19 protein-coding genes are annotated in these 19,317 nt (G+C 65.2%); 5 read left to right on the top strand and 14 right to left on the bottom strand.

Going from position 1 to position 19,317, the window contains the following annotated elements:
• The 8 genes from VOM14_RS18295 to flgB are packed head-to-tail and all read right to left on the bottom strand — an operon-like array spanning window position 1 to window position 6,754.
• Entirely contained in the window at window positions 1-1,182 is a 1,182-nt protein-coding gene (locus tag VOM14_RS18295; protein WP_327630142.1) for a flagellar basal body P-ring protein FlgI, read from the bottom strand.
• A 2-nt stretch (window positions 1,183-1,184) separates the two neighbouring features.
• Complete coding sequence (gene flgH / locus VOM14_RS18290; protein ID WP_327630141.1) at window positions 1,185-1,883, bottom strand: flagellar basal body L-ring protein FlgH; 699 nt, start codon at window positions 1,881-1,883, stop codon at window positions 1,185-1,187.
• Between the two features lie 36 nt (window positions 1,884-1,919).
• Window positions 1,920-2,708 (bottom strand): flagellar basal-body rod protein FlgG, encoded by a 789-nt coding sequence (gene flgG, locus VOM14_RS18285; RefSeq protein ID WP_327630140.1) that lies wholly within the window; start codon window positions 2,706-2,708, stop codon window positions 1,920-1,922.
• A 29-nt stretch (window positions 2,709-2,737) separates the two neighbouring features.
• Window positions 2,738-3,496, bottom strand: coding sequence for a flagellar basal-body rod protein FlgF (flgF, locus tag VOM14_RS18280; RefSeq protein ID WP_327630139.1), 759 nt, complete (start codon window positions 3,494-3,496; stop codon window positions 2,738-2,740).
• 20 nt (window positions 3,497-3,516) lie between these two features.
• Complete coding sequence (locus tag VOM14_RS18275; RefSeq protein ID WP_327630138.1) at window positions 3,517-5,025, bottom strand: flagellar hook-basal body complex protein; 1,509 nt, start codon at window positions 5,023-5,025, stop codon at window positions 3,517-3,519.
• A gap of 42 nt (window positions 5,026-5,067) precedes the next feature.
• Window positions 5,068-5,799 carry a flagellar hook assembly protein FlgD gene (locus VOM14_RS18270; protein WP_327630137.1) on the bottom strand — a complete coding sequence of 244 codons (732 nt, stop codon included), beginning with the start codon at window positions 5,797-5,799 and terminating at the stop codon, window positions 5,068-5,070.
• Between the two features lie 10 nt (window positions 5,800-5,809).
• Window positions 5,810-6,235, bottom strand: coding sequence for a flagellar basal body rod protein FlgC (gene flgC, locus VOM14_RS18265; protein ID WP_327630136.1), 426 nt, complete (start codon window positions 6,233-6,235; stop codon window positions 5,810-5,812).
• Between the two features lie 24 nt (window positions 6,236-6,259).
• Window positions 6,260-6,754 carry a flagellar basal body rod protein FlgB gene (flgB, locus tag VOM14_RS18260; protein WP_327630135.1) on the bottom strand — a complete coding sequence of 165 codons (495 nt, stop codon included), beginning with the start codon at window positions 6,752-6,754 and terminating at the stop codon, window positions 6,260-6,262.
• Window positions 6,755-6,970: 216 nt separating this feature from the next.
• Between flgB and flgA the strand changes: the two genes are divergently transcribed.
• The 5 genes from flgA to VOM14_RS18235 all read left to right on the top strand — a co-directional run bounded on the left by flgA (window position 6,971) and on the right by VOM14_RS18235 (window position 10,458).
• Complete coding sequence (gene flgA / locus VOM14_RS18255) at window positions 6,971-8,482, top strand: flagellar basal body P-ring formation chaperone FlgA (RefSeq protein ID WP_327630134.1); 1,512 nt, start codon at window positions 6,971-6,973, stop codon at window positions 8,480-8,482.
• A gap of 153 nt (window positions 8,483-8,635) precedes the next feature.
• Window positions 8,636-8,989, top strand: coding sequence for a flagellar biosynthesis anti-sigma factor FlgM (gene flgM / locus VOM14_RS18250; protein WP_327630133.1), 354 nt, complete (start codon window positions 8,636-8,638; stop codon window positions 8,987-8,989).
• 94 nt (window positions 8,990-9,083) lie between these two features.
• Entirely contained in the window at window positions 9,084-9,530 is a 447-nt protein-coding gene (locus tag VOM14_RS18245; protein WP_327630132.1) for a flagella synthesis protein FlgN, read from the top strand.
• Window positions 9,531-9,868: 338 nt separating this feature from the next.
• Window positions 9,869-10,051, top strand: a complete 183-nt coding sequence (locus tag VOM14_RS18240) for a type II toxin-antitoxin system HicA family toxin (protein ID WP_327630131.1) — start codon at window positions 9,869-9,871, stop codon at window positions 10,049-10,051.
• The gene (locus tag VOM14_RS18235) at window positions 10,048-10,458 is read left to right on the top strand and encodes a type II toxin-antitoxin system HicB family antitoxin (RefSeq protein ID WP_327630130.1); all 411 of its coding nucleotides are present in this window, start codon (window positions 10,048-10,050) and stop codon (window positions 10,456-10,458) included. Before VOM14_RS18240 ends, VOM14_RS18235 begins: the two co-directional genes overlap by 4 nt.
• A 75-nt stretch (window positions 10,459-10,533) precedes the next feature.
• On the opposite strand, the gene VOM14_RS18230 is transcribed toward VOM14_RS18235, so the two are convergent.
• The 6 genes from VOM14_RS18230 to VOM14_RS18205 form a co-directional block, all read right to left on the bottom strand.
• A complete protein-coding gene (locus VOM14_RS18230; RefSeq protein ID WP_327630129.1) occupies window positions 10,534-11,268 on the bottom strand; it encodes an RNA polymerase sigma factor FliA in 735 nt (244 codons plus the stop codon).
• 28 nt (window positions 11,269-11,296) lie between these two features.
• Window positions 11,297-12,166, bottom strand: coding sequence for a nucleotide-binding protein (locus VOM14_RS18225; protein ID WP_327630128.1), 870 nt, complete (start codon window positions 12,164-12,166; stop codon window positions 11,297-11,299).
• The gene (flhF, locus tag VOM14_RS18220) at window positions 12,159-14,138 is read right to left on the bottom strand and encodes a flagellar biosynthesis protein FlhF (RefSeq protein ID WP_327630127.1); all 1,980 of its coding nucleotides are present in this window, start codon (window positions 14,136-14,138) and stop codon (window positions 12,159-12,161) included. Before flhF ends, VOM14_RS18225 begins: the two co-directional genes overlap by 8 nt.
• A 327-nt stretch (window positions 14,139-14,465) precedes the next feature.
• The gene (gene flhA, locus VOM14_RS18215) at window positions 14,466-16,568 is read right to left on the bottom strand and encodes a flagellar biosynthesis protein FlhA (protein WP_327630126.1); all 2,103 of its coding nucleotides are present in this window, start codon (window positions 16,566-16,568) and stop codon (window positions 14,466-14,468) included.
• Window positions 16,565-17,770, bottom strand: a complete 1,206-nt coding sequence (gene flhB, locus VOM14_RS18210) for a flagellar biosynthesis protein FlhB (protein ID WP_327630125.1) — start codon at window positions 17,768-17,770, stop codon at window positions 16,565-16,567. Before flhB ends, flhA begins: the two co-directional genes overlap by 4 nt.
• 226 nt (window positions 17,771-17,996) lie before the next feature.
• The gene (locus VOM14_RS18205) at window positions 17,997-19,316 is read right to left on the bottom strand and encodes a DUF3443 domain-containing protein (RefSeq protein WP_327630124.1); all 1,320 of its coding nucleotides are present in this window, start codon (window positions 19,314-19,316) and stop codon (window positions 17,997-17,999) included.
• Between the last annotated feature and the right edge of the window lies 1 nt (window position 19,317).

Raw genomic sequence — 19,317 nt, 5'->3', positions numbered from 1 at the left:
TTAGATGATTTCCAGGTCGGCGCGCAGAGCGCCCGCCGCCTTCATCGCCTGCAGGATCGACATGAGATCCGCGGGCGTCGCCCCCAATGCGTTGAGCGCCTTCACCACTTCGGCGAGGTTCGCTCCGGCGGTCACCATCTTGAGTGCGCCGTTGTCCTGCTTCATCTGAATCTGCGACTGCTTCGCCACGACCGTCTGGCCGTTCGAGAAGGCGCCCGGCTGGCTCACGACCGGCTGCGTGTTGATCACCACCGACAGATTGCCGTGCGCGACCGCGCAGTTTTGCAGCGTGACCATCTGGTTCATCACGATCGAACCGGTGCGCGCGTTCAGGATCACCTTCGCGGCCGCTTGCGCCGGCTTCACGTCGAGGTTCTGCAACTGCGCCATGAAGGCCACTTGTTGCTGCGGATCGCTCGGCGCGCGCAACTGGATCGTGCGGCCGTCGAGCGCGGTGGCCGTGCCGCCGCCAAACGCGTTGTTCACCGCCGCCACCACGCGCTGCGTCGTGTCGTAGTCCATCTCGTTGAGGTCGAGCTGCATGGTGCCCGCTTGCGACACCGACGTCGGCACCGCGCGTTCGACGATCGCGCCGCCGGAAATGCGCCCCGTCGCGAGCGTGTTCACCTGCACCTTGCTGCCGTTGGCGCTCGCGCCGGCGCCGCCGACCGCGAGGTTGCCCTGGCCGAGCGCGTACACCTGGCCGTCGGCGCCCTTCAGCGGCGTGAGCAGCAGCGTGCCGCCGCGCAGGCTCTTCGCGTTGCCGAGCGACGACACCGTGATGTCGATCTGTTCGCCCGGACGCGCGAACGGCGGCAGCACCGCCGTCACCATCACCGCGGCGACGTTCTTCAACTGGATGTTCGACAGCGACGATTGCGAGTTGCTCGAACCGGCCGCCTGGTTGTTGATCGAGATGCCGAGGTTCGCCAGCATGTTGGCGAGCGTCTGCGTGGTGAACGGCGTCTGCGTGGTCTGGTCGCCCGTGCCGTCGAGACCGACGACGAGGCCGTAGCCGATCAGCGGATTGTCGCGCACGCCCTGGATCTGCACGAGGTCCTTCAGACGCTCCGCGTGAGCGGGCGTCGCCACCGGCAGCGCCGCGCAGGCCAGCGCGACGAAGGCGAGCGCCCGGCCGATCCGGCCGGCTTGCGCGAGGAAGCGGAATGAAACAGTACCCATGATCACCACGGCGACACGTTGAGGAAGAAGCGTTGCAGCCAGCCCATGTTCTCCGCTTCGTCGACATAGCCCTTCGCGGAATATTCGATTTTCGCGTCGGCCACCTGCGTGGAGTACACCGCGTTGAGGTTCGAAATGGTGTTCGGATTGACGACACCCGAGAAGCGCACGAATTCGTTGCCCTGGTTGATCAGCATCTGCTTTTCGCCGCTGACCATCAGGTTGCCGTTCGGCAGCACGCCGGTCACCGTCACGGTGATGGTGCCGCTGAACGTGTTCGACGCATTCGCGCCGCCCGTCGCCGCAAACTTGTTGGCGCCGGACGAGCTCAGGTTCGCCTTGCTGAACAGGCCGCCGAGAAAGCCCGCGGTCGGCACGTCGAAGCTCGTGGTGCCGCTGCGGTTCACGCCCGAACCCGAGGACTTCGTCGCGTTGACGTTTTCCTGGATCACGATCGTCAGAATGTCGCCGACATTGCGCGGCCGCTGATCTTCGAACAACGGCCGGCCCGCGTAACCCGGGTTGTAGATCGAGCCGGGCGCCTGCGCTTGCGGCGGCATCGGCGGCATCGCCGTCATCGGCTGCTGCGTGATCGGCTGCTTCGGCACGAGGCCGCAACCGCCGAGCGCGGCGAGCAGCGTGAGCTGCACGAGCGCGACCGCCGTGCGTGAGTGAACCGGATTACGAGTGAAGTACGACATTCTGATTACCGCCTGTCAATTCCCGTGACTTCAGCCTTAAACCTGCATCTGGCTGAGCGTCTGCAGCATCTGGTCGGACGTCGTCACGGCCTTGCTGTTGATTTCATAAGCGCGTTGCGTCTGGATCATGTTCACCAGTTCCTGCACCACGTTCACGTTCGATGCTTCCACATAGCCCTGATTCAGCGTGCCCGCGCCGTTCAGGCCAGGCTGCGCGACGTTCGGCGCGCCCGACGATGCCGTCTCCGCGAACAGGTTTTCGCCCTTCGCGTCGAGGCCGGCCGGGTTGATGAAGGTGGCGATCTGCATCGAGCCGAGCTGCTGGCTGTTGGTCGAACCGGCAACGGTGATCGACACGACGCCGTCGCTGCCGATGGTCAGCGAGGTCGCGTTGCTCGGCACCGTGATGGCCGGGATCACCTGATAGCCGCTCGACGTGACGAGCTGGCCTTGCGCGTTGGTCTGAAACGATCCGTCGCGCGTGTAGGCGGTCGTGCCGTCGGGCATCTGCACCTGGAAGAAGCCCTGGCCGTTAATGGCGACGTCTTTCGAGTTGCCGGTCTGCTGCAGGTTGCCCTGGGTGTACAGGCGCTCGGTGGCGACCTGCTGGACACCCGTGCCGAGCTGGATGCCGGACGGCAATTCGGTGTTCTGCGTCGAGTTCGCGCCCGGCTGACGGACGGTCTGGTACAGCAGATCCTCGAACACCGCGCGCGAGCCCTTGAAGCCATTGGTGCTGACGTTCGCGAGGTTGTTCGAGATCACGTCCATCTGCGCCTGCTGCGCATTCATGCCGGTGGCGGCGATGTAGAGTGAGCGATTCATCAATCTTCTCCGAGGCCCGTCGGGGCCCGTTAGCTAAAACTGAGCAACTGGTTGGCGGACTGATCGTTCTTGTCCGCGCTTTCCAGAAGCTTGGTCTGCATCTGGAACTGGCGCGCGTTGGTGATCATCGAGACCATCGCGCTAACCGGATTCACGTTGCTGCCTTCAAGCGATGCCGGCGCCACCGTCACGGCGGGGTCGGCATCGGCGGGATTGCCGTCGGCGGTGCGAAAAAGGCCGTCGTCGCCACGCGTGAGCGTTTGCGGATCGGGGTTGACCAGCTTCAGCTGATCGACCGTCACCACGGCGGTCGGCGGATCGCCCGGCGTGAGCGCCGACACGGTGCCGTCCTTGCCGATGGTGATCTGCGCGCCCGGCGGCACGGAAACCGGGCCGCCGTTGCCGAGCACCACCTGATTCGTGGCGTTCACCAGCTGGCCGTTCTGGTCGATGTGCAGATTGCCGGCGCGCGTGTAGGCCTCGCCGCCGTCCGCGGTTTGCACCGAGAGCCAGCCCGGACCTTCGATGGCGACATCGAGTGGATTACCCGTCTGCTGGATCGGGCCGGGCGTGTAGTCCGCACCCGGCGTCGACGACAGCACGAAGGTGCGCGTCGTGTCGTCGTTGACGGAACTGCCGTCGCCGAACGACATCGGCACGGCGCGGAAAGTCGCGAGCTGCGCGCGAAAGCCGGTGGTCGACGCGTTCGCCAGATTGTTCGCAACGATGGCCTGCTGTTCGAGCGCTTGCGTGCTGCCCGACATCGCGGTGTAGATCAGCCGATCCATGATGGGTGCGTCCTGCTCGCTTACAGGTTGATGAGCGTCTGGTCGACGGTCTGCTGGGTCTTGATCGTCTGCGCGTTCGCCTGATAGTTGCGCTGCGCGGTGATCAGATTCACCAGCTCGCTCGTCAGATCGACGTTCGAGTTCTCGACCGCGCCGCCTTGCAGCACGCCGTGATTGGTCGAGCCCGGCGCCGAAATCTGCGCGACGCCCGAAGCGGAGGTCTGCTGGAATTCGTTGTTGCCGAGGTTCACGAGACCGTTCTGGTTCGAGAAGTTGGCGAGCACGATCTGGCCGAGCGCCGCCGTTTGCTGGTTCGAATAGTTGCCGGTCAGCGTGCCGTCGGCGCCGATCGTGAAGCTCGTCAGCGTGCCGGCCGCATAGCCGTCGGGCTGCAGCGAGTTCACGCCGTCCTTGCCGCCGTACTGCGTGGTGCCGGAAATGTTCAGCGTCAGGTTCTGCGGCGTCGACGAACCGTCGGTGGTCGGCACCGAAAAGTTGAAGACGTACGGCGTGGCCGTCGCCGTGCCCGCGGCGTTGGTCGTGCCGAGCAGCGTGCCCGACGAATTGAAGTTCGCATGACCGACGAGCGTCGCCGCGCCCGTGGACACGCCCGCGTAGACGTCCCACGTGCCGGCGGACGACTTGGCGAAATACATGTTGACCGTCTGCGAGCCGCCGAGCGAGTCGTACACGGTCGTGCTGGTCGAGTAGTTGTACGTCGACGAGCTGTTCTGGTTGAACGCCACCGGCGTCGGCGCAATCGCGTAGCTGTCGCCGGTCGCCGGCACGCCGTTGAACGTGACCGTCTGGCCGTTGCCGAGCGAGATCGCCGAGCCTGCCGTGTAGGTGCCCGTGGTCGATGTGCCGAGCGTCGTGTCGGTCACCGTGTAGGCGGTCGCGCTGGTGAACTTGACGGTGTAGTTATCGTTGTTCGTGCCCGACGCGGTGTTCGTGATGGTCGCGCCCGGCGTGGTCAGCGTGCCCGTGTTGGTGCCGGCCGCGGTCACCGTCGGCGTGCCGAGCATCAGCGGGTCCTGCGCGTTCAGGTTCAGGCCGGCGGAGATGTTGGTGGTCGCCTTCGGCGCGATGTTCGCGGTCGGCACGCTGAGCGGTACGGTCTGCGCGGTGTTGATGATGCCCGAGCTGTTGGCCGCATAGCCCATCAGTTGCAGGCCTTCCGCGTTCGTGATGTTGCCGTTCTTGTCGAGCTGGAACACGCCGTTGCGCGAGTAGACGAGCGAGCCGTTGTTCGACAGCTGGAAGAAGCCGTTGCCGTTGATCGCGACGTCGAGCGCCTGGTTCGTGCTGGTGATCGTGCCTTGCGAAAACTGCTGCTGCACTTCGGCGAGCTTCGTGCCGATGCCGACCTGGTTGCCGACAGCCGTCGCCACCGAATTCGCGTACATGTCGGCGAATTGCGCCGCGCCGCTCTTGAAGCCAACGGTATTCGCGTTGGCGATGTTGTTGCCGATCACGTCGAGATCGCTCGACGATGCCGACAAACCACTCAAACCTTGTTGGTAACCCATGACGGTCTCCGTATCTGGAAGTCGTAACTGACTGAATCTGTATCAGAGGATCGCGGCGACGCTCGACAGCGCGACCGTCGAACCGTTCGACAGCACGAGACCCGGCGTGCCGCTCGCCTGCGTGACGACGCTCTGCACGGTCGAGCCCGCGAGCGTGGTGGCCGTGGCCTGCTGACCGTTGATCGTGCCGACCGCGCTGATGGTGTAAGTGCCGTCGGGGAGCGTGTTGCCGGCCGAATCGGTCGGCGTCCAGCCCACTGGAATCGTGCCCGCTGACTGCTTGCCGAGGTCGATCGTGTTGACGATCTGGCCGCCCGAATTCTTCACGACGACTTGCAGGTCGTTCACCGAGTTGGCGAGCTGCACGCCGAACGAGCTGGCCTTGCCGCTCGCCACCGAGACGGAGTTGCCCGGCGCGAGCACGGTCGAGCCGATCAGCAGCGCGGCTTGCGACTGCTGGCCTGCCGACATTTGCGTCGCGAGCGAACTCAACGTCGTGTTCAACTGGCTGATGCCCGACACGGTGTTGATCTGGGCGAGCTGCGAGGTCATCTGCGAGCTGTCCATCGGATTGGTGGGGTCCTGGTTCTTCAACTGCGCGACGAGCAGGCTCAGGAAGGTGTTCTGCAGATCGGTCGCCGACGTGCCGGACGTGCCGCTCGTCGAGCTTGTCGAGCTCGTCGAACTGGAGGCGCTCTTCGTGCCGTTCATCGTATCGAGCAACGATTGCGACACAGTCGTGCCGTTGCTGCCGATGGTGGTGCTGGTGGTCAAGGGGCTCTCCTCAGGTTCCGATCGTCAGCGTTTTCAGCATCAGGGTCTTGGCGGTGTTCAGGGTTTCCACGTTGGCCTGGTACGAACGCGACGCTGAAATCATGTTCACCATTTCCTGCACCGGATCGACGTTGGGCAGCGTGACGTAACCGTCCGGATTGGCCGCCGGGTTGCCGGGGTCATAGGCGGTTTTCATCGGCGTCGGGTCGTCTACCACGCCGGTGACCTGCACGCCGCCGACCTGCTGGCCGGAGCCCGTGCGCGCACCGCCGATCGGCGCGACCGCGAACACGACCTGCTTGGCCTTGTACGGCTGGCCGTCCGGGCCGGTCGTGCTGTCCGCGTTGGCGAGGTTCGACGCCGTCACGTTGAGCCGTTGCGACTGCGCGGACATCGCGGAGCCTGCAACACCAAAAATATTCATCAAAGAAGGCATGTTTTCTGATTTCTAGATTCGCTCTTACGAGCCGGACTGGATCGCCGACAGCATCGTTTTGATCTGGCTCGACAAGACCGTCATGCCCGATTCGTAATGCAACGTGTTGTCCGCGAACTGCACGCGTTCCGTATCGATGTCCACCGTGTTGCCGTCGAGCGCGGGCTGCGTCGGCACGCGGTATTGCAGGTTGCCGTAGTCGTCGGGCGAGCCGCCCGACGCGCTCAACGTCGACTTGCCGGACATGTGGCCAGGCGCCGTCGACGCCATCGACATGCCGCTTGTCACGCCGGCCGGCTGCTCCATCGCGAGCGTGGAAGTGTTCGACGCCGTGTTGCCGCCCGCGCCGCCGCCCTTTTTCAGCGCGCCCGCGAGCGACGACGCGAAATCGACGTCGCGCGCCTTGTAGCCAGGCGTATCGGCATTGGCGATATTCGACGACAGCAGCTCCTGGCGGTAAGCGCGCACATCGAGCGCTTCACGGCCAAAGGCGAATTCGGCATCGAGTTTGTCCAGCATATGAATCTCCGGAGAACGGTCCCGAGGCTTCCCGTGCGCCTCGCATGAGGACTGCATCAGACGAGAAGGCCTTTTTGCATGAGGTGCATCTTAGGGGCCGAACGCAAGCGGCAATCGGACGAATAACCGGGAAAGGGGGCTTCTATTCAACGTTTGCGCGAAGGGGTCTCTCAATAGAATGCAAGGCGTACCGAATGCATTCGATGGAGAACCCCGATGGACCAGCCCACTTTCGAGCCGACGCAGCGCGCAAACAGCGCGGCGGCGCATCGCGTGGGTGCGGCTGTCCTGCGCGTGGCGGCTCGGCTCGTGGCGCGCGCGCCGGTTCTGTGCGCCGCGCTGGGCGCATCCGCCGTCATGCTGTTCGCCCACACCGCGCACGCGGAAGAAGCCGGCGGTCCCATCGTGATTGCCGGCCCGAACGAAAACAATCCGGCCGCGCTCGCCGATCTCGCCCAACATATGCAGGCCGCGCCCGTGCCGCGGGCAGGTTCGGCCGCGACGCTCGCCGCCGCCACCGCGCAATCGCTCGCGCGTGAGCCGGCCGCGCGCGACGCCGATGCCTTCACGCGCGCCGCCAATGCCGGCGGCTCGATCGTCATTGCGGGCGCGGGCGAACCGCCTGCCGCGCCGCACATGATCCGCACGAATTTCAAGCCGGACGCGAATGGTGTCATCACCATTCCGGCGCCGGGACGCGCGAATTCCGGCGCGGCCAACACCATGAATGCCGCCGACGGCCTCGCCCGCGTCAATACGATGCCCGCTTCGCGCCAGGTCGTGCCGGTCGTCGTGACGCCCGCGCCGCAAGCCGGCAATGTGCGCCAGAATGCGGGCGCGCAGCCGGTCGCCGCCAACACGCCGATGAGCGTCATGAGCCGCGCGGCAGCAGGCGCATCGGCCGCGAGCGAATTCGACAGCCTCGCCTCTCGCGGCGAACCGCCGCAATTGGGCGCGAACGGCAAGCCGGTCGCGACGCGCGCCAACACGTCTTACGCGACGCCCGCGTCCATCGCGCGGATGCCGGGGGCGCGGCCCGTCGCGCCCGCCGTCGCGCAACAGGATTTGCGCGCGGCCGCGCCGGCCCAGCCCGCGCTGGTGCCCGGCCAGCAAGACCCGGAAGCGATTCGCGCCGCCGCGCTCGCGTTCTTGCAACAGCAATCGACGGGATTGCCGGGCAAAGTCGAGATCACGGTTGCGCCCGCGTTTCCGCGCGGCCTCGCGGCTTGCACGATGCTTGAGCCGTTCATGCCGAGCGGCGCGCGCCTGTGGGGCCGCGTGACCGTCGGCGTGCGCTGCGCGGGTCAGCGTCCGTGGACCATTTATCTGCAAGCGCGCATCTCGCTGCACGCCACTTACTATCTGGCCGGCCGCGCAATGGCGCCGGGCGAAGTGCTCACCGCCGCCGATCTCGTCGCGCGCGACGGCGATCTGACCGGCTTGCCGCAAGCCATCGTCACGGACCCGTCGCAGGCGGTCGGCTCCACCACGCTGACGCGCGTCGCGGCGGGCATGCCGCTGCGACGCGATATGCTGAAGAGCGCGTCGGCGGTCTCGATTGGACAAACGGTGCGCGTGGTCGCAGCCGGTGAAGGCTTTGCGATTTCGTCGGAAGGCAGCGCGATGAACAACGCGTCGCCAGGCCAGCAGGTTCGCGTGAAGACCGCGAACGGCCAGATCATCTCGGGCATCGTCAAGGATGGCTCGACGGTGGAGATTCAACTGTGAACCGGGCCGGCGTCCACGCCGCGCGGGTTACCGATGCGCCGCCCGTTTCAGGGCCGGATCGTCTTGATGGACAAGGGAAAGGCTTCAACGATTGCGCTAAAGTTTTGATCAACGCTTGCCGTTATCAGAATCAAATCGTTCAGGAAGCCAATCGTGAAAGTCGATTCCCAAACCAATTCGAATCTGCCGACGTTGAAAGACAGCCTCTCCCGCGCTCAGCAAAGCGATGCGGCGAGCGCGACCACCGGCGCGCAGACCGCGAGCACCGCCTCGCAACCCACTTCCAGCGGCTCGGGCGACGCCAGCGTCAGCCTGTCGGGGCTGTCGCAGCATCTGCGCAGCCTCGCGGCGTCCGGCTCGGCCGACATCGACACGGCACATGTCGAATCGATCAAGCAGGCCATCAAGAATGGCACGCTGCAGATCGATTCCGGCAAGATCGCCGACGGCGTGCTGAGCACCGCGCGCGATCTGTTGCAAAGCAAAACCTCGTCGACCGGCAATTAATCGACGCATCGAAGTACGGTGACTGGCCGGGCGGCATTCGACAAACCCGGCTCGCGGCAGACGCGCGAGCCGTCGTGTTCAGCGAGTTGTTGACATGAAAGACGCCCTGCTTGCCACCCTCATCGAAGAATATTCCGCCGTCGAGGCATTCGCCTCGATTCTCACGCTCGAGACCAAGGCATTGACCGCCTTGTCGCCGGTCGAGCTGCTGCCGTCGGTTATCGAGAAGAAAACCGAACTGATCGGCGAACTCGCGCAGCTCGAAACCCGCCGCGACGAACTGCTCGCCGGCATGGGTTTTCCGGGCGGCTGGACCGGCATGGAACTCGCCGCCGGCACGGACGAGCGGCTCGCCGGCCAATGGTCGCTGCTGCAAAAAGCCGCCGAACGCGCGCGGCGCGTCAATTCGAGTAACGGCGAATTGATCCGCGTGCGCATGGATTACAACCAGCGCGCGCTGACGGCGTTGCAGGTGGCCGTACCGCAAAAAGCTGGCTTCTACGGGCCGGACGGACGCATTCCGGCGCGCGCCGCCGTGTGAAGTTGTCGATGCCCGGCTCGCGTGCGACCGCGTGAGGCCGGCTGAACAAACAAGGTCGCCGAAGCATTGAACAAAGGGTTCGTCATGTTTGACGAGCCCTTTTTGTTTTTCCGGTTTCCGCGCTCGTCCAGCGCTCGCCAATCCCCGCCCTGCCCCGTCCAGCTTGCGTTAGCCATTCGGCCAGGTGGCGCAAATCCACCGTGCGCGATCAAATCTCCACTTTCCCCAACGAGATTTTCCACTGTCGAAGCCCGCGTTCAACGCGGCGCCGCGTGAGGGCAGCGGGACTTCACTCTAGCGAGGTTGTGTAATCGTGTGTATGATTCGAGGAGTGCAGAATGAACAGTGCCGAAGTCGTCAAACCGATTCACGCGGATGGCTGGCGGCTCATCCGGACAACGGGCAGCCATCATCATTTCCGGCACGCATTCAAAGCCGGGCTCGTGACCACCCTCCATCCCAAAAGGGATCTCCCGCCCGGCACGTTGAACAGCATCTTGAAACAGGCAGGGTTGAAATGAAAAACTTGATCTTCCCGATCGCAATCGAGCCGGGCGACGCGCAGCACGCGTTCGGCGTCGTCGTGCCGGACATTCCGGGTTGCCATTCGGCGGGAGATACGCTGGAAGAGGCTTACGCGAACGCGAAAGAAGCCATCGAGTCGCATCTGGACACGCTGCTCGACGAAGGCTTGCCGATTCCCGAAAGGCGGACGCTCGACGAGCATCGGCGTAATCCTGACTACGCGGGTTTCACGTGGGGAGTCGTCACTACTCGGAACATTCCCGCGCTGAAGAAGGCGGTGCGCATCAACATCTCGTTGCCCGAGGCGCTGGTGCAGGAAATCGACCAATATGCGCAGGCGCGCGGCATGTCGCGCTCTGCTTTTCTCGCGCTCGCGGCGGAGCATGAAATGGCGGGAGCATGACGCGAGGCGCGGGCATCGCCGTCGCTTCGCAGCTCAGGCGCGCGGCTTCGCGCGGGCTCGCGCAAGGTCAGCCGCTCAGGTCGTCTCCGCATTGGCCCAAGCCATTTCGCGCAAGCGCGTGCGCAAACGCGCGACCGCCTGGCTGTGCAACTGGCACACGCGCGACTCGCTGACTTCCATCACCGCGCCGATTTCGCGCAGGTTCATGCCGCGCTCGTAGTACAGCGACATGAGCAGCTTCTCGCGTTCGGGCAAGCGGTCGATCGCCTCGACCAGCGCCGAGCGCAGGCTGTCGTCGAGCAGCGCCGAGAGCGGGTCCGAATTATCCACGCAATAGCGGTCCAGAAACGGCTCGTCGTCAGCGGAACGGTCGAAGTCTTCGTAGTAGATCAACTGGCTGCCATGCAGGTCTTGCAGCATCGACTGATATTCGTCGAGCGGCATTTGCAGGTGCTCGGCAATCTCCGTTTCGCTCGCCGAGCGGCCCAGGTTCTGCTCCACCTTGTGCACCGCCGTTTCGACTTCTCGCGAAGTGCGTCGCAAGCTGCGCGGCAACCAGTCGTTGCTGCGCAATTCGTCGAGCATCGCGCCGCGAATCCGCTGGCTCGCGTAAGTCTCGAACTGTGCGCCCTGATCTTCCTTGTAGCGGCTCGCGGCATCCAGCAAGCCAATCATGCCGGCCTGAATCAGATCATCGAGATCGACGCTGGCCGGCATTTTGGCAACGAGCTGCAAGCCGAGTCGACGCACGAGCGGTGCGTACTTCGTCAAAACGTCGGCTTGGGAAATCTTTCCCTGAGCGTTGTACATCGTGCTCCCCTTGTCCTTGTGCCGCCCCTCAGGCGTGCTGCGCGGACGGTTGGTCGGCGTGTTGCGCCGCTGTAACTGTCGCAGGCGCCATCCAGGGCGCTTGCGACGACATCGCTGGCCGCATCGGCCAGTACTGCAATTCGGCTGCGAGGTGCCGGAAGTCGCGCGCCGCCGGAGTCGACGGAAATGCGTCGACGACACAACGCGACAACTCTTCGGCTCGCGCCATCCGCGCATCGGCGGCAATGCAACCGGCGTCTTCCAGCGCCACCGCGAGGTAGCGTCCGGCCACACCGGCCAGGTTGGCAAAAGTGGTGTGCGCGTCTTCCACGCTCTGCACGTGATTCACCAGCACGCGAAACTGCGCGAGCGCGTGTGCGTAATGCAGACGCTTCATGCAGGCATAGGCGTCGGTGATCGGCTGCGCGGCCATGCGCGTGACGATCATCACGTCGTGCGCCTGCGTCGCGAGCGCGGACAGATGGCCTTGCTGATCCAGTTGCGCGTCGATCAGCACGATGTCGGCCGAGCCGTGCAGCACCACGCCGAACTGCGCCGCGCTGTAGCCTTCGCGATGCGCGCGCGAGGCCGCCAGCACCGAGAAGCCAAGCGGATGGCGCGCCGCGGCGTCGTCGAGCGTCATCTCGCCGCGCATCACGGCGGCAAAGTTGCCCGCGGCGCGCACGCTGCCGAGCATCGCGCTCACCGACTTCGGGCCGAGACACTCGTCGATCACGAGCACGTCCTTGCCTTGCTGCGCGAGCGCGGCGGCGAGGTTCGTCACGGTCGTCGTGCAGCCGGCGCCCGCTGAGCCGCCCGTCACCGCAATCACCCGCGAGCCGCTGCGCGCGAGGAGGCGCCGCAGTCCTTCTGCCTGATCGGAGATGAGCTTATCCAAAGCGGACCTCGTGCAATTCAGCGGTCGAACGAGCGGACAACGCGGAGAGCAGGCCGGGCACGTCGTCGTCGTGCGGCACGAACGGCGAGTGATCGCGCGGAATGCAGAACGCGCTCTTCAGCAGGAAACGTTTGGTCGCGACATACAGGTTTTCCGGCACCTTCTGACCGGTCGATACGTAGTGCACCGGCAACTTGTAGCGGATCACCGTGTCGAGCACGCCGCCCAGATTGGTGGCTTCGTCGAGCTTGGTCAGGATGCAGCCGGCGAGCGGCTGTTGATCCGGCGCGCGCTGATACGCCTGCACGACTTCGTTGAGCGTGTCGCCATGGCTGGTTGCGTTGAGCAGCAGCAGGCGCTGCACCGGCTGACCGGCGCGGCACAGCATCGCGATCTGTTCCTGCACGAGGCGGTCGCGCTGGCTCATGCCGATCGTGTCGATCAGCACAATGTGTTTGTTGCGCAATTCGGAGAGCGCGAGTTGCAGGTCGGCGCTGTCTTTCACCGCGTGAACCGACACGCCGAGAATCTTGCCGAAGATGCGCAGTTGTTCGTGGCCGCCGATCCGGTAGCTGTCGGTGGTGAGCAGCGCGACCTTGCTGGCGCCGAAACGCATCACGCAGCGCGCGGCGAGCTTCGCGGTGGTCGTCGTCTTGCCGACGCCCGTCGGGCCCATCAGCGCGAAGACGCCGCCGCGCTCCATCAGCGCGTCTTCGTCTTCCATGACCGGCAGGTTCGAGGCGAGCACCGAGCGCACCCAGTCCATGCCGTCGTCCATGTTGTCGAGGTCGTCGGGCAGGTTATCGACCATCATCTGCACGAGCTGCGCCGAAAAGCCGGCCGCGAACAGATGCTTGGTGAGCGCGCCGCGCGTCGGATTGCGGCGCTGGCGATCGCCCCACATGAGGCCGGCGAACTGCTCTTCCATCATGCCGCGCAGCGACGACAGCTCGCTCATCACGGTTTCGTTGACGACCTGCTCCATGCGCGCCTTGATCGCTTCGGCGACGGCAGCGGGTGTGCGCGGGTCGTCGGTGGCGGCGGGCAGCGGCGCGCTCTTTTGAGCGGCGCGGCGGGCGGCGACCTGCGCGGCTTCGCGAGCCCAGTCGGGCGTGTTCTCCGATTGCGGCGCGAAGTTCTTGCCGCCCTCGACGGCCGCGCCGAGGCCTTTGGCCATCGCGGCAGACGGCGTCATCGGCAGAGCACGCGCGCTGTATTCGCCCTGCGGCTCCTGCTCGGCGGCGATGCGTCGCGCATGGTCGATCAGCCAGGGATTCGACTCGGCCATCGTGCGCGGCGCGTCGATGCCGGCAGCCGGCGCAGCGGAGGCGGACGGCACGCCGGCGGCCTTCAGCAGGTCGGCGCGAATGTCTTCGCTCAATCGCGAGGCCGCGGCGCGCGCGCTCGGCTGGCCGACGCGGATCGGTTGCGATTGCGGCGCCTGCTCGTGGCTCGCGGCAGCGGACGCCGTGGCCGCCGATGCGGTCTTGCGCGTATCGGTGGAAGCCGTGGAAGCGGCTGCGGGCTTTGCCGTTGCATTCATGGCCGCGCTGGCCGCGACACGCGCAGCCGGCTGATCGTCGTGAGCGCCTGACTGCGCGGAATCGGCGAAGCTGCCCGCCGTCTCGGTCCCGGCTTCGGGGCTCGCGCCGAACACCGACGAGAACACGTCCGGCATGCCGCTCGCATACGGATTGGCCTGCATCGGCTGCGCGGCGGACATGGCGCGCGGTGCCATCGGCGCGGGCTGCGCGGCCCCCGCGTGAGTCGATGCCGATTGGGCTGCGTTCGCGCTGGCGCGCGGCACTTTCGGCGTGATCGCCGCAAGCTCGCTGTCGGCCAGAGCGACGATCTCGACACTGCCGTCGTCCATCGTCCGATTGGAGAGCACGACCGCGTCGGCGCCCAACGCCTCGCGCACGAGACGCAGCGCGTCGCGGCTATTGGCACCGATAAATTTACGAATGTTCAAGCTGGACCCCCGATGAGGTAAACGGACTGACGGACCGGCAACACACCGCTTCCCATTGAGATCATTATTGCGAAACCCGTCGACCGACGATCGGTGGATAAAGGCTGTTAAACGTGGGTAATTCGAACGATGGACGCGCGCGGCGATTCACGCGCGCGGCGGTTTGAAACGGCGCCTGGCCGCGCGACGCCCGCCAACCCCGCGATTCCCCGAACGAAGCATGGACTCACACCGATGCCCGCGGCGCGCAAAGTCAGGCGCGGAAATGAAAACCGGCGCTCGCGTGAATCGCGGCGCCGGTATGAAGGTCGGAGAGGAAGCGGGCGCCTAGGCGCGCGCGCCGATCAGATTCACGACCTTGATGTTGCGCGTGTCGGGCACTTCGGCATATGAGAGCACCTTCAGCTGCGGCAGGCTGCGGCGCAGGAAGCGCGCGAGCATCGGCCGCAGCGCATGCTGGACGAGCAGCACCGGCGCGAGCCCCAGATTCTGCTGACGCGTCATCGCCTTCTGCGTTTCGGTCATCAGCGTATGCGCGAGGCCCGGTTCGAGGCCTGGATTGGAACCGGTAGAAAGTGCCTGCGAGAGCACGCGTTCGAGATTCGAGTCGAGGCCCATCACCTGCATGTCGCCCGTGCCGGGGAACCACTGCTGCGTAATCGCGCGGCCCAGCGCGAGACGCACGGCTGCCGTGAGATCGTGCGCGTCGGTGATCTTCGGCGTGTGTTCGGACAGCGCTTCGAGAATCGTGCGCAGATCGCGGATCGGCACGCCTTCCTCCAGCAGGTTTTGCAGCACTTTTTGCAGCGTGGTGAGCGGCAGCGTCTTCGGCACCAGATCGTCGACGAGCGACGGCGTGTCCTTCTGCATCCGTTCCAGCAGCGCCTGCACTTCGCGGCGGCCGAGCAGCTCCGAGGCATGCGTGACCACGAGGTGATTCAGGTGCGTCGCGACCACCGTGCTCGAATCGACCACCGTGTAGCCGTACACCTGCGCCTGCTCGCGCAAATTGGTATCGATCCAGATGGCCGGCAGACCGAATGCCGGGTCTTGCGTCGGCGTGCCCGGCAACGCGGCGGACACCTGGCCCGGATTGATCGCGAGCCATTGCCCCGGAAACGCCTCGCCGACGCCCACTTCCACGCCCTTGAGCGCGATGCGATAGCCATTCGGCCGCAATTCCAGGTTGTCGCGGATATGAATAACCGGCGGCAAGAAGCCGATTTCCTGCGCGAACTTCTTGCGGATGCTCTTGATCCGCTTGAGCAGCTCGCCGTCCGAATTCTTGTCGACGAGCGGAATCAGCCGGTAGCCGACTTCGAGACCGAGCGTGTCGATCATCGTCACGTCATCCCAGCTTGCTTCGGTGTTCTCGACCGGCGTGATCGCGGTCGGCGCGACATCGACGAGCGCGTTGGTGTTCTTGCGTTCCTCGGCGCGCTTTTTCATCGTGCGGCCGAGCTGGATCAGACCGCCGCCCAGCACCAGAAACGCGAAGTGCGGCATGCCCGGGATCAAGCCCATCAGCACGAGAATGCAGCCGGTGATCATCAGCACGCGCGGGTTCGTGAAAAGCTGGCCCGTGAGCTGGGTGCCGATGTCTTCATTGGTCGCGACGCGCGACACGATCACGCCGGCCGCCGTCGAAATCACGAGCGACGGAATCTGCGCGACGAGGCCGTCGCCGATGGTCAGCAGCGTGTAGTTCTTGCCGGCGGCCGCGAAGCTCATGTCGTGCTGGACAATACCGACAATCAGCCCGCCGATGATGTTGATCACCATGATCAGCAGGCCGGCAATCGCGTCGCCGCGCACGAACTTGCTCGCGCCGTCCATGGAACCGTAGAACTCGGCTTCCTGCGAGACTTCCGAGCGGCGCTTTCTCGCCTGCTCTTCGTTGATGAGGCCGGCGTTCAGATCGGCGTCGATCGCCATCTGCTTGCCGGGCATCGCGTCGAGCGTGAAGCGCGCGGACACTTCCGCGATCCGCCCCGCGCCCTTGGTGATCACCATGAAGTTGATGACCATCAAGATGATAAAGACGACGATACCGACCGCGAAGTTGCCGCCCACGAGGAAGTGGCCGAACGACTCGATCACCTGGCCGGCCGCGTCAGGGCCGGTGTGGCCTTCGAGCAGCACGACCCGCGTGGACGCCACGTTCAGCGACAGGCGCAGCAAGGTCGAGAACAGCAGCACGCTCGGAAAGGCGGCAAAGTCGAGCGGCTTCATCGTGTACATGCTGACGAGCAGCACCATCACGGAAAGCGCGATGTTGAAGGTGAACAGCAGATCCAGCAGGAACGGCGGCAACGGCAGAATCATCATGCCGAGGATCATGCAGATCAGCACCGGCCCGGCGAGGGCGCGCAAATTGGCGGTGCTGAAGGCATCCGGCCGTCGAGCGAGGAAACCGGCGCGAGCGTTCATGCGGAGGCTCCGTCATCGTTAGCGGGGTTAAGCGTGTCGGCGGCTTCCTGATCGGCTTCTTCATCCGATACACCGCCCTTGTCGAGTTCCGCGGGCACGTCGAATTCGGTCGGTGCGACCGGTGCGACGCCGCCTTCGGTTTTGAAGCGCCGCAACTGGTACACCCACGCGAGCACTTCGGCGACCGCGCCATACAGCGGGCCGGGAATCTCGCGGTTCAGTTCGACGTTGTGATACAGCGCACGCGCGAGCGGCGGCGCTTCCAGCAGAGGCACATTGTTTTCGGCGGCGAGTTCGCGAATCCGCGCGGCCACGAGGTTCACGCCCTTCGCGACCACCTTCGGCGCGCGCATCTCGCCGTCCGTGTATTGCAGCGCGACCGCGAAGTGCGTCGGGTTCGTGACCACGACGTCGGCCTTCGGCACCTGCGTCATCATGCGGCGGCGGGCAATCGCGCGCTGCTGCTGGCGAATGCGGCCCTTCACATGCGGATCGCCTTCGCTTTCGCGATGCTCGCGCTTCACTTCTTCCTTGCTCATGCGCAGTTTCTTGTGGAACTGCCAGAGCTGATACGGCACATCCAGCGCGGCCACCACGAACATGCCCGCGACCGTCATGCCGCAGCACACGGCGATCAGATGCACGGCGTTGGCCAGCGCCAGATTGAGCGGCTGCGTGGCCAGCGCCAGTATTTCCTCGCGCCGGTTCCAGATCGCCGTGCCGCCGATAATGCCCACCACCAGCGTCTTCGCGAGCGACATGACGAGCTGGACGGGTCCGTTGATCGAGAAAATCTTGCCGAGGCCGGCGATCGGATTCAAACGGTCGAACTTGGGTTCGAGCCCTTTCGCCGAGAGTTGCCAGCCGCCCAGCGCCATCGGCGCGAGCAGCGCGGCTGCGCCGGTGAAGGCGAGAATCGGCAGCAGCGCGTAGAGACCTTCGAGGCTGGCCGCGCCCGCGCCGATCATCATGCGATGCGTTTCGAATGCGCTCGCGTGATCGAAGGTGAAGGCCGCGCGCAGCATGCCCTGCAAATGCGCGCCGATGCTGCCGGACATCCCCCATACGCCGAAGAAGCCGGCCGCGAGCAACGCGAACGTCGATAGCTCCCGCGAACGCACGATCTGCCCTTCCTCGCGCGCTTTCTGCAAGCGCCGGGGAGTGGCTGATTCGGTTTTTTCGAGGTCGCTTTCCTCTGCCACAAAGCTCTCCAATCGGCCGAGGCACCGTGCCTCTTTCCAGTGAGAGCGATTATTCCCGCTCGGCGCAAGCACCGATCGGCGGATAAAGCAGGGGAAACGGGGGCTTTTCGAGGGATGGGTGGACGCGGCGCAAGCCTGCGCGGCCGCCAGTTAAAACGCCCGCGCGGAGCCGCGCGGGCGTTGTGCTGCTGTCAGGCTGTCTTATCGGGCCGGACGGCTACCCGGCTTAGAACGCGACATACGGCGCCTGGCCGCCGCTCGCGCTCAGATCGTAGCCGTAATAGACGTGACGGCCATAGAAGAACGGCAAGCCGAGGTCGAAGGCGCTCAAGCCGCCGACCTGCCCCGCCAGGTCGTTGAACGCGTAGCTCGTGCCGTTGCCGAACAGCGTCGACGCGCTGACGATGCCCACACCGACCGCCGCCTGCACATTGTTATTGCCGACCAGCGTCACCGTGCGGGTCTGCGCGGTGGACGGGCAGTAAAAGCCCCGGAAGTTGCCGTTGCTGTCGCACAGCGTGATCGAGCTGTCGTTGAAGAAATAGCCGTTCGAGCCCGAGTCGAGAAACGCTGTCAACTTGCTGCCGTTGAACGAGCTGTTGGCCATGTTGCCGTAGCCGTCGGTCGTGAAGCTCTGCGCGGCCGTCAGCGCGTTGTTCGACTGCGTGCCGACGCCGAACACGAGCGTGCCGGTGGCCGACGCCGCGCCGGAGTTCGATATGGGCGGCAATTGCACGATCACGCCGTTGTTGTCGGCCGTGAAGTTCGCGACCGGATTGGCAACCTGCTTCGTGGCCGCGACCGCGGTACGGGCGCACGATCCGCCGTTCGCACACCCGAAGTAGTTGCTGTAGGTCGGTGCCAGCGTTGGGTCCGAGCAGTTCCGGCCGCAGTCGTTGAGCGCGGTCCCGATGCCGATAATGCCGTTCGCGCCGAGATCGCTGACCGTGCTTTCCTGCGAGCCGTTGCTGCAACCCGGCGACGGCACCGGAGTTCCGGTCATATCGCCAATGATCTGCACCGGAACGCCCGACGCCGACGTCGTTTCCCCGCCGACCTTGACGATCGCGTTGCGCACGCTGCCCCACGTGAAGCCATCGGCGAAACCGGCGCATTCAGCGAGGTTCGCGCCGGTCGTCGTGGTGTTTTGCGTCAATGCGGCTTGCATCGACGAATTGAGCGCCGAATTGACGATGCGCAGCCCGAACGAGCCGGTATCCACCTGAACGTTGTCGATGGTCTGACACGTCGAGGGACTGTTGGGCGCGCACACGGTCACGCTGATCGCGGGGATGTTGATCACGCCTGTCGCGCCGTGGGCGACCGTGATCGCCACGGTGTTCGCGGCCGTCGCGGCGATCGGCTGCTGCGTCGGGCTGGACGGCAACGAGCCGCTGATCTGACCGTTCGAACCGCCGCCGCTCGAACCACTGCTGCTGGAACCGCTGTCGCCACCGCCGCCGCCGCCGCACGCGGCGAGCGCCGATACCAGTGCGACAGTCACCACAACCTGCATCCAGTCCTTGAGTTTCATTGCAATAGGCATT

This window comes from Paraburkholderia sp. MPAMCS5 (genome assembly GCF_036016995.1).
Taxonomy (GTDB): Bacteria; Pseudomonadota; Gammaproteobacteria; order Burkholderiales; family Burkholderiaceae; genus Paraburkholderia.
This window is presented reverse-complemented; position numbering and strand designations above follow the sequence as displayed.